Raw genomic sequence first — 12,315 nt, 5'->3', positions numbered from 1 at the left:
CGGAAGACCTCCGGTGGCCCGCGGCACCGCCGCCGGGCCGAGAGCAGTGCTCGCATACCTCATCAGGCGGCTCTTCGCCGCCGCAGTGATGCTGGTGGTCATCATTCTGGTGGTCTTCGGCATCTTCTTCCTCGTCCCCAAGTGGGCGGGGGTCGACCCGGCCGCGGCCTTCGTGGGCAAGCAGGCCGACCCCGCGGCCATCGAGGCCGTGCGGCAGAAGCTCGGTCTGGCTGATCCGATCTTCGCCCAGGTCTGGGAGTTCTTCAAAGGCATCTTCGCGGGCCGCACCTACGCGGCCGGCGGTGACGTCACCCAGTGCTCGGCGCCCTGCTTCGGCTACTCCTTCCGCAGCGAGCAGGCCATCTGGCCGGTGCTCACCGACCGCTTCCCAGTGACCCTGGCTCTCGCGCTCGGTGCCGCCGTACTGTGGCTCATCGTCGGTGTCGGGGCGGGTGTGCTCTCCGCGCTCAAGCGCGGCAGCCTGTGGGACCGCGGAGCGATGATCGTCGCTCTCAGCGGCGTCTCGCTCCCCATCTACTTCACCGCCATGCTGTCGCTCTCGGCCTTCGTCTACGGCCTGGGGTGGATGGACGGCCAGTACGTTCCCCTGGCGGAGAGCTTCACCGGCTGGTTCGGCGGCATGCTCCTGCCCTGGGTCACCCTCGCCTTCCTCTACGCGGCGATGTACGCCCGGATCACCAGAGCCACCATGCTTGAGGTGCTGGGCGAGGACTACATCCGCACCGCCCGCGCCAAGGGTCTGCGCGAGCCCGTCGTCATCGGCAAGCACGCCATGCGCTCCACGCTGACCCCGATCCTCACCATGTTCGGAATGGACTTCGGCGCCCTCATCGGCGGCGCGATCCTCACCGAGACCGCGTTCAGTCTTCCCGGCCTCGGCCAGGCGGTGCTCCAGGGAATCCGCAACCAGGACCTGCCCGTCATCCTGGGTGTCACGCTGATCACCTCGCTCGCGGTGATTCTCGCGAACCTGCTTGTGGACATCCTCTACGCCGTGATCGACCCCCGAGTGAGGCTCTCATGACCGAACTCAGCAAGAGTGGAGCCGCGGTCGGCGAGCCCGTCAAGGACTCGGCCACCCCCTCCGCCTTCCTCGAAGTCCGCGACCTCAAGGTGCACTTCCCGACCGACGACGGCCTGGTCAAGTCCGTCGACGGGCTCAGCTTCACGCTGGAGAAGGGCAAGACCCTCGGCATCGTGGGCGAGTCGGGCTCGGGCAAGTCCGTGACCTCGCTCGGCATCATGGGCCTGCACACCGCCGGCCAGTACGGCAAGCGCAAGGCGCAGATCTCCGGCGAGATCTGGCTGGACGGCACGGAACTGCTCTCCGCCGACCCGGACTACGTGCGCAAGCTGCGTGGCCGCGAGATGGCGATGATCTTCCAGGACCCGCTGTCGGCGCTGCACCCGTACTACACGATCGGCCAGCAGATCGTGGAGGCGTACCAGATCCACCACAAGGTCGCCAAGAAGGTGGCCCGCAAGCGGGCCGTCGAGATGCTCGACCGGGTCGGCATCCCGCAGCCGGACAAGCGGGTGGACAGCTACCCGCACGAGTTCTCCGGCGGTATGCGCCAGCGCGCGATGATCGCGATGTCGCTGGTCAACAACCCCGAGCTGCTGATCGCGGACGAGCCGACGACCGCCCTGGACGTGACCGTCCAGGCGCAGATCCTCGACCTCATCCGGGACCTGCAGAAGGAGTTCGGCTCCGCGGTCATCGTCATCACCCACGACCTGGGTGTCGTCGCCGAACTCTCCGACGACATCCTGGTGATGTACGGCGGCCGCTGCATCGAGCGGGGCCCGGCCGAGAAGGTCTTCTACGAGCCCAAGCACCCCTACACCTGGGGTCTGCTGGGTTCCATGCCGCGGCTCGACCGTGAGCAGACCGAACGGCTGATCCCGGTCAAGGGTTCCCCGCCCTCGCTGATCAACCTGCCGTCGGGCTGCGCCTTCAACCCGCGCTGCTCGTACGCGGACGTCCCCAAGGACAACGTCACCCGCACGGTCCGCCCCGAGCTGTCCGAGGTCGGCAGCCAGCACTGGGCCGCCTGCCACATGACGCAGGAGCAGCGGCAGCGGATCTGGACCGAAGAGATTGCGCCCAAGCTGTGAGCGAGGACAAAGCAGTGACCCCTTCCGCGCAGAGTGGCGGCGCGACCCTTTCCAGGGACGCCGCTCCCGGCGAGACGCTCCTCAAGGTGACCGGGCTGCAGAAGCACTTCCCGATCCGCAAGGGCCTGCTCCAGCGGCAGGTCGGCGCGGTGCGGGCGGTCGACGGCATCGACTTCGAGGTCAAGTCCGGTGAGACCCTGGGCGTCGTGGGCGAGTCCGGCTGCGGCAAGTCGACGATGGGCCGGCTCATCACGCGGCTGCTCGAACCGACCGCGGGCACCGTGGAGTTCGAGGGCAGGGACATCACGCACCTCGGGGTGAGCGCGATGCGCCCGATGCGCCGTGACGTCCAGATGATCTTCCAGGACCCGTACTCGTCGCTGAACCCGCGCCACACCATCGGCACGATCGTCAGCGCCCCCTTCAAGCTCCAGGGCGTCACGCCCGAGGGCGGCATCAAGAAGGAGGTCCAGCGGTTGCTGTCGGTGGTCGGGCTCAACCCCGAGCACTACAACCGCTACCCGCACGAGTTCTCCGGCGGCCAGCGCCAGCGCATCGGCATCGCCCGCGCGCTCGCGCTCAACCCGAAGATGGTCGTCGCGGACGAGCCGGTCTCCGCGCTCGACGTGTCGATCCAGGCGCAGGTGGTGAACCTGCTGGACGACCTCCAGCAGGAGCTCGGCCTCACGTACGTGATCATCGCGCACGACCTGTCCGTCGTACGCCATGTCTCGGACCGTATCGCCGTGATGTACCTAGGCAAGATCGTCGAGCTGGCCGACCGCGACTCGCTGTACAAGGCGCCGATGCACCCGTACACCAAGGCGCTCATGTCGGCCGTGCCGATCCCGGACCCGCGGCGCAAGTCGGCCAAGAGCGAGCGCATCCTGCTCCAGGGAGACGTGCCCTCGCCGATCTCGCCGCCGAGCGGCTGCCGCTTCCACACGCGGTGCTGGAAGGCCACGCAGATCTGCACGACCACCGAGCCGCCGCTCCTGGAGCTGAAGCCCGGTCAGCAGGTCGCCTGCCACCACCCGGAGAACTTCGAGGACCAGGCCCCGCAGGACACCGTGTTGCTGACCGTCGCGAAGCAGGCGGCGGAACTGGTGGCCGACGAGGTCCTCGCGGAGTCCGCGGCGACGTCGGCCGCGGTGGCGGCGGAGGTCGCGGCCACGCCGGCCGTGACGCCGGCCGAAACGTCGGCCGTGACCGCGCCCGAGGACGACGCTCCCGCCAAGGAGAAGTAAGTAAGGCAAGTAACACCGAGCCCCCGCCTTGCAATGTAAGGCGGGGGCTGTGTGCTGGGTGAGAATACAGAGGTGCTCCAGCAACTCTTCACTCCCTCCGTCCAGCACACGCTCGAAGTCGTCGGCATCTTCTTCTTCGCGATCTCCGGCGCGCTGCTGGCCGTGCGCAAGAACTTCGACGTCTTCGGCATCGCCGTCCTCGCGGAGGTCACCGCGCTGGGCGGCGGCCTGTTCCGGGACCTGATCATCGGGGCCGTGCCGCCCGCGGCCTTCACCGACCTCGCCTACTTCCTCACCCCGCTCCTCGCCACCCTGCTCGTGTTCTTCCTCCACCCCGTGGTGGAACGGATCCAGCTGGGGGTGAACGTCTTCGACGCGGCCGGCCTCGGCCTCTTCTGCGTCTCCGGCACGACGAAGGCGTACGAGTACGGGCTCGGCCTCACCGCCTCCGCGACCCTCGGCCTCGCCACGGCCGTCGGCGGCGGTGTGCTGCGGGACGTGCTGGCCAACGAGGTGCCGTCGCTGCTGCGCTGGGACCGCGACCTGTACGCCGTGCCCGCCATCGTCGGCGCCACGATGGTCGTTCTCTGCATCCGCTACGACGTGCTGAGCCCCTTCACCTCGGGGCTCGCGGTCGTCACCGCCTTCGCGCTGCGGCTGCTCGCGATGCGTTACCACTGGCGCGCGCCCCGGGCGTGGCACCGGCGCTCGACGGCGGCGGAGGTCCCGGAATGAACGGTCGCGGTTGCGGTCGCGTGGTGAGCCCGTGGATTCATGCGAGCGAAACAGGAAAAGCTACCGCTTAGTAATTACCTGTTGTACCGTTCATGCATGCCAGAAGCACCTTCCGCGCACGCGCTGCGGGCCAGGATCGGCGACAGCGAGTTCGACCGCGACACCGCGCTCACCCGACGGGAACCCGGCGTCTACGACATCGACCTGTCCGCCGGGTGGACGATCATCAGCGCCGTCAACGGCGGCTACCTCCTCGCCGTGCTGGGCCGCGCGCTCGCCGACGCCCTGCCGCACTCCGACCCGTTCACGATCTCCGCGCACTACCTGACGGCGTCCCGCCCGGGCCCCGCGGTCGTGCGCACCGACGTCGTACGCGCCGGTCGCACCCTCTCCACCGGCCAGGCGTCCCTCTTCCAGTACGACGACGAGGGCCACGAGGTCGAGCGGATCCGCGTACTCGCCTCGTACGGAGACCTCGACAGCCTGCCCGACGACGTGCGTACGACCGCGAGGCCGCCCGCGATCCCGCCGATCGACCAGTGCTTCGGCGCGGCGGACAGCCCCGACGGTGCCCCCGTCCCGGGCAGCTCCGCCATCGCCGACCGGCTGATGCTCAAGCTCGACCCGAGCACGCTCGGCTGGGCCCTCGGAGCGCCGTCCGGCCGGGGCGAGATGCGCGCCTGGTTCGGCCTCGCCGACGGCCGCGACGCCGACCCCCTCTCGCTGCTCCTCGCGGTGGACGCGCTGCCGCCCACCGCCTTCGAACTCGGCCTGACCGGCTGGGTGCCCACCGTCGAGCTGACCGTGCACGTGCGCAGCCGTCCGGCGCCGGGGCCCCTGCGGATCGCCATCACCACCAGCAATCTCGCGGGCGGCTTCCTGGAGGAGGACGCCGAGGTCTGGGACAGCGAGGACCGGCTCGTCGCGCAGTCGCGCCAGCTGGCCCGGGTGCGGCTCGGCTGACCTTCGTACGCGCCCGCCGTGGCGGCCACGCTCGGCGTGGACCGGGACGCCGGTGGCGGACAGCGCCCCGACGTCCCGGTAGAGGATCCGCACCGACACGTCGAGCCGCTCGGCGAGTTCGGGCGCGGGCACCCGGCCACGGGTCTGCGGGGCCCGGTGTCGCCGCCGTGACGGTGGCTCAGCCGCAGCCCGGGGTCGGCGAACACCGCGTCCTGGTCGACGCCTGAGAGGCGTTGCGGTGCGAGGTCGAGGAGCGGCCCGGCGGATCGACGGGGCCGTGCGGGTGCGGTGCGACCGCTTCGACCTGTTCCTGTGCGGCGGGGGAGTTGAGTCGTCCTTTGCCCTAACCACAGGCGGGGCACAGCGCGGGCCCAAGCGGGGCCTATGGACGGTTGGTTGCATGCGTTTCTCAGACTGATTTCATACAACGGAGTTGCTCTCATGAAGCGTGTACGTCACGTCCCCGCCGTCGCCCTGCTGGCCCTCGCGCCACTCCTGCTGACGGCCTGCGGCTCGGGCGACTCCTCGTCGGACAGCGGTAACGGCACGGCGACGCAGTCGAGTTGTCAGCCGCGGTCGGGTGGGCCGGGCTCAGGTGCTTCGGGGCGGCCGAGCGGGGCCCCGTCGGGGATGCCGTCCGGAGCGCCCTAGGGAACGCCTTCGGGAGCACCGTCCGGCGCGGCCACGGGGAAGGCTCCGTCGGGCGCGCCCTCCGGGATGCCGTCGGGTATGCCGAGTGGTGGCCCGGGCGGGCAGGGCGGCGGCTGCGGCCCGGGTGGCGGTGGCGGCGGCCCCCAGGGCCAGGGGCAGCAGAGTCAGCAGGCGCAGGGCTAGGAGCGGGCCATACGCGGGGCACGTAACGGGCGGGGCACGTAACAGGCGGGGCACGTAACCGGCCGGCACGTAACAGGTGGGGCGCGTACGGGATTGCCGTACGCGCCCCGCGGGCTTCGCGGGGCCGGGTGTCAGCCCAGCCAGTGGCGGCGGCCGATGCTGATCAGCCGCATCCGGCGTCTCGCCACCCGGGCCACCCGGTCCTCCTCGCCCGGGTCGTCCGGGTCCGCCTCCAGAAAGGCGCTGGCGGTCATCAGCATCTGGTCGACGTACAGCCCGGCGAGCATCAGCAGGTCGTCGTCGCTCCAGCCGTCCGACTCGGCCTGCTCGGCCAGTTCGGCCCGCACCTCGTCGGCGAACCGGTCCATCTGCTCCGCGATCGCGGCCCGGACCTTCTGCACACCGCCGTTGCGCTCACGGGCGATGAACCGGATGTGCGCGGGGTGCTCGCGCACATGACGGGCGATCAGGGCGACGGCCCGGTCTATGCGTTCGTCGCTGTCGCCGGACGCGGACACCGTACCGGCGATCATCGGGTGCAGGCTGCCCAGCGCCTCCTCGACCAGGGCGACACCGAGGTCCGCGGTCGAGTGGAAGTGCCGGTAGAAGGCGGTCGGGGCGACACCGACGGCCCGGGTGACCTCGCGCAGGCCCAGGCTGCTGAGGCTCTGCTCCTCCAGCAGGCCCAACGCGGCGTCCAGGAACGCCTGTCGGGTCTTCTGTTTCTGGGCCTGCCGGACACCAGGACTGTGACTCATGCCATGCAGTAAACAACTGTTCTTCGTAAGGGGAAAGTCGTCCGGCGAGCTAGACTGAGGAGTCAGTGGACAACTGTCACCACAATCGTTCACCGAATCTCAGCGAGAGGCGACTCATGCTGTTCCTCGTCGCAGCCCTCCTGCTGCTGGGCGTCGTGCTGGGCACCGTGGCCCACGCACCGCTCTCCTTCACCGTGGTGGCCGCCGTGGTCATCGGCGTCTGGCTGGCGGTGTTCGCGGTCCGCGAGCGCCAGGGCCGACGCCGCGAGACCTCGGGCTGAACCGACCTCTCCGTCCCTACCCACGTACCTCTCCAGGTACATGCCACCCATCCACGTACGACCGCCTGCTGGGAGCAGACACATGGAACTCACCACCGCCGCCCCGCGGCGCCGGAGCGCCGCCCGTGACGCCGACGGTATGGCCGTCGCGTCCTTCATCCTGGGTCTGGTCGGCCTGCTCGCTCTGAACGTCGTCCTCGGCCCCGTCTCGATCATCCTGGCCGCGACGGCCCTTTTGCGGGGCACCACCCGCCCCGGGCGAGCCTTCCTGGGCCTCGGCCTCGGTGTCGCCGACCTCGTGGTGCTGGTCGCCTTCATGTCGGCGGACAACACCTTGTCCTGGAGTTTCTGAGTCCGGCCGGTCCCCGCTGGGCCCGGCGCGGGCCGCAGGCCGGACGCAAACGGCCCCACCTGACCAGGTCGGTCGAGAGCGGGCCCTAGAATCGGGCTCACCATGGCATACCTCGACCACGCCGCGACCACCCCCATGCTTCCGGAGGCGGCCCTGGCAATGACCGCCCAGTTCGCCGTCACGGGCAACGCCTCCTCCCTGCACGCGGCCGGCCGCCGCGCCCGCCGCACGGTCGAGGAGTCCCGGGAGACCCTGGCGGAATCCCTGGGCGCCCGCCCCAGCGAGGTGGTCCTCACCTCCGGCGGTACCGAGGCGGACAACCTCGCGGTCAAGGGCCTGTACTGGTCCCGCCGCGACGCCGACCCGGCCCGCACCCGGATCCTGGCCAGCCCCGTCGAACACCACGCCGTCCTCGACGCCGTCAACTGGCTCGGCGAGCACGAGGGCGCCACGGTCGAGTACCTCCCCGTCGACCGGTACGGCCGGGTCCACCCCGAGGCCCTGCGCGAGGCCGTCGCCCGCAACCCCGACGACGTCGCCCTCGCGACCGTCATGTGGGCGAACAACGAGATCGGCACGATCATGCCGGTTCGTGAACTCGCCGACGTGGCGGGGGAGTTCGAGATCCCGCTGCACGCGGACGCCGTCCAGGCCTTCGGTCAGGTCCCCGTCGACTTCGGGTCCTCGGGACTCGCCGCGATGACCGTCTCGGGACACAAGATCGGTGGCCCGTACGGCATCGGGGCGCTGCTGCTCGGCCGCGAGTACACCCCCGTGCCCGTCATGCACGGCGGCGGCCAGGAGCGGCATGTGCGCTCCGGCACCCTGGACGTACCGGCCGTCGCCGCGTTCGCCGTGGCGGGCCGCACGGCCGCCGAACAGCGGGAGTGGTTCGACCGCGAGATCGGCTCGCTGCGCGACGCCCTGGTCGACGCGGTACGCGCGGCCGTGCCGGACGCGATCCTCGGCGGCGACCCGGCGGACGGGGGCCGCCTGCCGGCGAACGCCCACTTCACGTTCCCGGGCTGCGAGGGCGACTCCCTGCTCCTGCTGCTCGACGCCCAGGGCATCGAGTGCTCCACGGGCTCCGCGTGCACGGCGGGAGTGGCCCAGCCCAGCCACGTCCTCCTCGCCACCGGAACGGACCCGGACCTGGCCCGCGGCACCCTGCGCTTCTCCCTCGGCCACACGTCGACGGAGGCGGACGTGGAGGCGGTGGGAAAGGCGATCGGCCCGGCGGTGGAGAGGGCGCGGACGGCGGGACTGAGCTAGGGCCTGGCCCGTGCCTCCGCCCGGAGCGTCCGGCTGGCGCATCGAGACGAGGACGACGCCGCCGGGCACGCTCGTGACGACGCGCCGCTACTGCGATTCGGCAGCCGACGCCCCGGTCACGCGCCGCCCGCGGACGGCCCGTCAGAGGGGGTGGCCTCGGGGGAGGCGGTCCGCTCGGCGTCGCGCTTCGCGGCCGCACGCACCAGGGGTATGTACCGGTCCCAGTCCCAGTGCGGCCCCGGATCGGTGTGGTCGGTGCCCGGCACCTCCACGTGCCCGATGATGTGCTCGCGGTCGACGGAGATGTCGTAACGGGCGCATATCCGAGCGGTGAGCCGGGCCGACGCCTCGTACATGGCGTCCGTGAAGTCCTCCGGCCGGTCGACGAAGCCTTCGTGCTCGATGCCGACGCTCCGTTCGTTGAACTCGCGGTTGCCCGCGTGGAAGGCCACGTCCAGCTCGCGGATCATCTGGGTGATGCGGCCGTCCTTACCGACTATGTAGTGCGCGGCGGCACCGTGGCCGGGATCCTGGAAAACCTTCACGGCGCTCGTGAAGCTGCCCTGCGTGACATGGATGATCACCCGGTCCACGCCGAAGTCGTCGGGCCGGTCCGCCCGCCGCCAGTTCGCCGAGGACGCCGCTACCCAGCGCGCGCCGCCGAAGTCGACCTCGCCTTCCTTGCGCGGCTTCTCCACGCCCGGTGTACGCCACCACAGCCGCCCCAGCTCGTCCCTGGCCAGCACGGCGGTGCCCAGGGCGGCCGCGGCCCCGCCGATGAGCAGCGCGCGGCGCCCGATACGCCGGTCCGAGTCGTTCGTGGTCTCCCCCATGCGATCTTCAACGGATACTCGCGGGCTCCGGTTCCCGGGGACCCGTACCCTTGAGGGGTTATGACTGAGACCTCGCAGCGCCCCCGCCCCCTCCGCGTACTGGCCGCCATGTCCGGTGGCGTGGATTCCGCCGTCGCCGCCGCCCGTGCAGCGCAAGCCGGGCACGACGTGACCGGTGTGCATCTCGCCCTCTCGGCGAACCCGCAATCGTTCCGCACGGGCGCGCGGGGCTGTTGCACGATCGAGGATTCGCGCGACGCCCGCCGGGCCGCCGACGTCATCGGCATCCCGTTCTACGTGTGGGACCTCGCCGAGCGTTTCCGCGAGGACGTGGTGGACGACTTCGTGGCCGAGTACGAGGCCGGGCGCACCCCGAACCCGTGCCTGCGCTGCAACGAGAAGATCAAGTTCGCGGCCCTGCTGGACAAGGCCCTCGCTCTCGGCTTCGACGCGGTCTGCACGGGCCACTACGCGAAGGTGCTGGTGAACGAGGACGGCACGCGCGAGCTGCACCGCGCCTCCGACATGGCGAAGGACCAGTCGTACGTGCTCGGGGTCCTGGACGACCGCCAGCTCGCCCACGCGATGTTCCCGCTCGGCGACACGCTCACGACGAAGGACGAGATCCGCGCGGAGGCCGAGCGGCGGGGCCTGGCGGTCGCCAAGAAGCCGGACTCGCACGACATCTGCTTCATCGCGGACGGCGACACCCAGGGCTTCCTGTCGAAGCATCTCGGCAAGGCGGAGGGCGACATCGTCGACGAGTCCGGCGAGGTCGTCGGCAGCCACGAGGGCGCGTACGGCTTCACGATCGGCCAGCGCAAGGGCCTGCGCATCGGCACCCCGGCCCCCGACGGCAAGCCCCGCTACGTCCTCGACATCTCCCCGGTGAACAACACGGTGACGGTCGGCCCGGTGGCCGCCCTGGACGTCTCCGCCCTCACAGCGATCAAGCCCCGCTGGTGCGGCGCGGCCCCGACCGCCCCCGGCACGTACACGGCCCAGCTCCGCGCCCACGGCGGCGAGACGGAGGTCCGCGCGGAACTGGTGGACGGCACCCTGGAGGTCGCCTTCACGGAGCCGGTCCGCGGGGTGGCCCCCGGCCAGGCGATCGTCCTGTACGACGACACGCGGGTGGTGGGGTCGGCGACGATCGCTACGACGAGGCGGGCGGCGACGGCGACGGTCTGACCGCCTGTGGTTGTCAGCGGTTGTCAGTTGGGGGTCCGCTCTGCACTCGGCGTATGAGCGACCTGAGCGCGCCCCGGCTGAGTATCAGCACATCGGCCGGGCTGTCGCTCTCGCGGAGTGCAACCTGATTCGTGGTCGTGGCGACCTCGATGCAGTTGTTGCCTCCTCCGCCGGAGAACGAGGAACGCTGCCACTTGCTCTCGATCACGTCGATCAGGAGGGTGACGTTGTCCCGCTCAGAGGCCTCGGCCAGGTACTCAAGCTGAGTGCGGACGGCGTCTCGGCCGCCGAACTCCAGGCGTAGGGCGGTGTCGTGGATGATCCCGACGTAGGGAATGGCATTGTTCCGTGTGAGGACTTGCTGCCGTCCGAGCCGGTGAGCGACACGCAACTCCACTTCCAGCCGTGAGAGCTTGGGAACCGTCAGCTCGAAGATCGGGCGGGCATGATCCGCGGTCTGGAGCAGGCCCGGTAGATGCACGGTCTGTGCTGTGCGGATGTGCGTGGCGAAGTGTTCTACCTCTGATACCTCCAGATGGCCTTCGGGGATCTGGCCCCGGTACTGGTCCCACCAATGGGTGGGGCGCCGCGGCCCGAGCATGGAAGCGAGTGCGTCGCGCTGGGTGCGCTGTCCGCGTCACCCGGGGCCCACGCGGACGGCGGCCGGGGCCTGCTGATCCTGGGTATGGTCGCCGACAGGTGGGGCGGCTGCGCCATAGGGGACGTACCGATGGGCCCGGGCGGCAAAACCCTCTGGTTCGAACTGAACCTGCCCACACCACCACCGCCGAACGACACCCCCGCACCGGCGCTGGCGGCCTGACGCGTCGGGGCGCTCCGGAGCGCGAGTTGCCCCCGGCCCCGGCTCCGGACGCCCTTCCCGCGCGGGGTGCCCGATCAGGTCTACCCTCCACTGCCGACGCTGACATATAGAGTCTTAACAGCCTGAAAGCAAAGGAGAATCCGGTGATCTCGGCAGGAGATGGCGCGGCACTGCCGCCCGAAGAACCGCAGCCCATCCAGGCCCATGTCACGGTCTCGGGCACGATGGCCGGCATTCTCCGTGATCTCGCCGCTCTCGACGGGCGCACCCCCGAGGCACTGGCGATCGAATGGGCGGCGGGAAAACTGGTGATTCCCGAGGGAACCGTCGGTGAGGCCGTCGATGACTGGGGGCTCTTCGACGGACCAACCGATCTCGCGAGTCACGTGCACCAATATCTGCGGGGCGGAAGCGCCGCGTGACAGGACCCGTCACCCTCGCGGTGGCCGACACCAGCGTTCTGCTCGCCGCCTTCAACCGCCGCGACGACCGGCACCGGGACGGAGTTGACGCGCTCGGCTTGGCGAGGATTCTCGTCCTGTCTCCGCTCGTCCTTGCCGAACTCGACTACCTCCTTCATCAGCAGGCTTCGGAGAAGGAGGCGGTAGAGGCGATCTCACGCCTACGGGCCCTCGCCGCCACGGGATACGCGCGGATCCCCGTAGTGGATGCGCAACTCCTCGGCGAAGCGGAGAAGATTCAGCGCCAGTACCTGGGACAGGCGATCGGCCTGACCGACGCGGTCAACGCGTGTCTGGCCTGGCGGCTCCAGCATCCGATGGTCCTGTCCTTCGACAACCACTACAGGGTCATCGCTCCACGACGGTCGAGCGAGCCACCACTCGACGTACGGCCGTAGGCGTGCAGTCCTGATCTGTTCGGTGGGG

At 70.3% G+C, this 12,315-nt stretch carries 16 protein-coding genes and 1 pseudogene; 13 read left to right on the top strand and 4 right to left on the bottom strand.

Going from position 1 to position 12,315, the window contains the following annotated elements:
- Window positions 1-46 precede the first annotated feature (46 nt).
- The 5 genes from ACIOKD_RS20260 (at window position 47) to ACIOKD_RS20240 (ending at window position 5,084) form a co-directional block, all read left to right on the top strand.
- Window positions 47-1,045 (top strand): ABC transporter permease, encoded by a 999-nt coding sequence (locus ACIOKD_RS20260; RefSeq protein WP_402085722.1) that lies wholly within the window; start codon window positions 47-49, stop codon window positions 1,043-1,045.
- Window positions 1,042-2,139, top strand: coding sequence for an ABC transporter ATP-binding protein (locus tag ACIOKD_RS20255; RefSeq protein WP_402085595.1), 1,098 nt, complete (start codon window positions 1,042-1,044; stop codon window positions 2,137-2,139). Before ACIOKD_RS20260 ends, ACIOKD_RS20255 begins: the two co-directional genes overlap by 4 nt.
- Before the next feature lie 14 nt (window positions 2,140-2,153).
- Complete coding sequence (locus tag ACIOKD_RS20250) at window positions 2,154-3,386, top strand: ABC transporter ATP-binding protein (protein ID WP_402085590.1); 1,233 nt, start codon at window positions 2,154-2,156, stop codon at window positions 3,384-3,386.
- A gap of 72 nt (window positions 3,387-3,458) precedes the next feature.
- Window positions 3,459-4,121: a trimeric intracellular cation channel family protein gene (locus ACIOKD_RS20245; RefSeq protein ID WP_402085587.1), complete on the top strand. Its 663-nt coding sequence runs from the start codon at window positions 3,459-3,461 to the stop codon at window positions 4,119-4,121.
- 96 nt (window positions 4,122-4,217) lie between these two features.
- Entirely contained in the window at window positions 4,218-5,084 is an 867-nt protein-coding gene (locus ACIOKD_RS20240) for a thioesterase family protein (protein WP_402085584.1), read from the top strand.
- A gap of 12 nt (window positions 5,085-5,096) precedes the next feature.
- On the opposite strand, the pseudogene ACIOKD_RS20235 reads toward ACIOKD_RS20240, so the two are convergent.
- A pseudogene (locus ACIOKD_RS20235) lies at window positions 5,097-5,216 on the bottom strand (HTH domain-containing protein); the annotation flags it as partial.
- A gap of 309 nt (window positions 5,217-5,525) precedes the next feature.
- Between ACIOKD_RS20235 and ACIOKD_RS20230 the strand changes: the two are divergent.
- On the top strand, window positions 5,526-5,735 hold the full coding sequence (locus ACIOKD_RS20230) for a hypothetical protein (RefSeq protein WP_402085581.1): 210 nt from the start codon (window positions 5,526-5,528) through the stop codon (window positions 5,733-5,735).
- Window positions 5,736-6,049: 314 nt separating this feature from the next.
- On the opposite strand, the gene ACIOKD_RS20225 is transcribed toward ACIOKD_RS20230, so the two are convergent.
- The gene (locus ACIOKD_RS20225; protein ID WP_402085579.1) at window positions 6,050-6,676 is read right to left on the bottom strand and encodes a TetR family transcriptional regulator; all 627 of its coding nucleotides are present in this window, start codon (window positions 6,674-6,676) and stop codon (window positions 6,050-6,052) included.
- Between the two features lie 116 nt (window positions 6,677-6,792).
- On the opposite strand from ACIOKD_RS20225, the gene ACIOKD_RS20220 reads away from it, so the two are divergent.
- The 3 genes from ACIOKD_RS20220 (at window position 6,793) to ACIOKD_RS20210 (ending at window position 8,581) form a co-directional block, all read left to right on the top strand.
- The gene (locus tag ACIOKD_RS20220; protein ID WP_402085577.1) at window positions 6,793-6,957 is read left to right on the top strand and encodes a hypothetical protein; all 165 of its coding nucleotides are present in this window, start codon (window positions 6,793-6,795) and stop codon (window positions 6,955-6,957) included.
- Window positions 6,958-7,039: 82 nt separating this feature from the next.
- The gene (locus ACIOKD_RS20215) at window positions 7,040-7,309 is read left to right on the top strand and encodes a DUF4190 domain-containing protein (protein WP_402085574.1); all 270 of its coding nucleotides are present in this window, start codon (window positions 7,040-7,042) and stop codon (window positions 7,307-7,309) included.
- Window positions 7,310-7,411: 102 nt separating this feature from the next.
- A complete protein-coding gene (locus ACIOKD_RS20210) occupies window positions 7,412-8,581 on the top strand; it encodes a cysteine desulfurase family protein (RefSeq protein ID WP_402085571.1) in 1,170 nt (389 codons plus the stop codon).
- A gap of 116 nt (window positions 8,582-8,697) precedes the next feature.
- On the opposite strand, the gene ACIOKD_RS20205 is transcribed toward ACIOKD_RS20210, so the two are convergent.
- A complete protein-coding gene (locus ACIOKD_RS20205; protein ID WP_402085567.1) occupies window positions 8,698-9,414 on the bottom strand; it encodes an N-acetylmuramoyl-L-alanine amidase in 717 nt (238 codons plus the stop codon).
- Between the two features lie 60 nt (window positions 9,415-9,474).
- Here ACIOKD_RS20205 and mnmA point away from each other — a divergent pair, with 60 nt between their 5' ends.
- Window positions 9,475-10,605: a tRNA 2-thiouridine(34) synthase MnmA gene (gene mnmA, locus ACIOKD_RS20200; RefSeq protein ID WP_402085565.1), complete on the top strand. Its 1,131-nt coding sequence runs from the start codon at window positions 9,475-9,477 to the stop codon at window positions 10,603-10,605.
- Window positions 10,606-10,618: 13 nt separating this feature from the next.
- On the opposite strand, the gene ACIOKD_RS20195 is transcribed toward mnmA, so the two are convergent.
- Window positions 10,619-11,206, bottom strand: a complete 588-nt coding sequence (locus ACIOKD_RS20195; RefSeq protein ID WP_402085563.1) for a DUF397 domain-containing protein — start codon at window positions 11,204-11,206, stop codon at window positions 10,619-10,621.
- A gap of 84 nt (window positions 11,207-11,290) precedes the next feature.
- Here ACIOKD_RS20195 and ACIOKD_RS20190 point away from each other — a divergent pair, with 84 nt between their 5' ends.
- From ACIOKD_RS20190 to ACIOKD_RS20180, 3 genes are all read left to right on the top strand, one after another.
- Window positions 11,291-11,428 (top strand): hypothetical protein, encoded by a 138-nt coding sequence (locus tag ACIOKD_RS20190; RefSeq protein WP_402085561.1) that lies wholly within the window; start codon window positions 11,291-11,293, stop codon window positions 11,426-11,428.
- 143 nt (window positions 11,429-11,571) lie between these two features.
- A complete protein-coding gene (locus tag ACIOKD_RS20185) occupies window positions 11,572-11,850 on the top strand; it encodes a hypothetical protein (protein ID WP_402085558.1) in 279 nt (92 codons plus the stop codon).
- Complete coding sequence (locus ACIOKD_RS20180) at window positions 11,847-12,287, top strand: type II toxin-antitoxin system VapC family toxin (RefSeq protein ID WP_402085555.1); 441 nt, start codon at window positions 11,847-11,849, stop codon at window positions 12,285-12,287. Before ACIOKD_RS20185 ends, ACIOKD_RS20180 begins: the two co-directional genes overlap by 4 nt.
- The last annotated feature ends 28 nt before the right edge of the window (window positions 12,288-12,315 follow it).

Origin of the sequence: Streptomyces sp. NPDC087844 (genome assembly GCF_044742785.1) — a bacterium.
Lineage (GTDB): Bacteria > Actinomycetota > Actinomycetes > Streptomycetales > Streptomycetaceae > Streptomyces.
The sequence above is the reverse complement of the archived record's forward strand: the minus strand, read 5'-3'. Positions and strand labels throughout refer to the sequence as shown.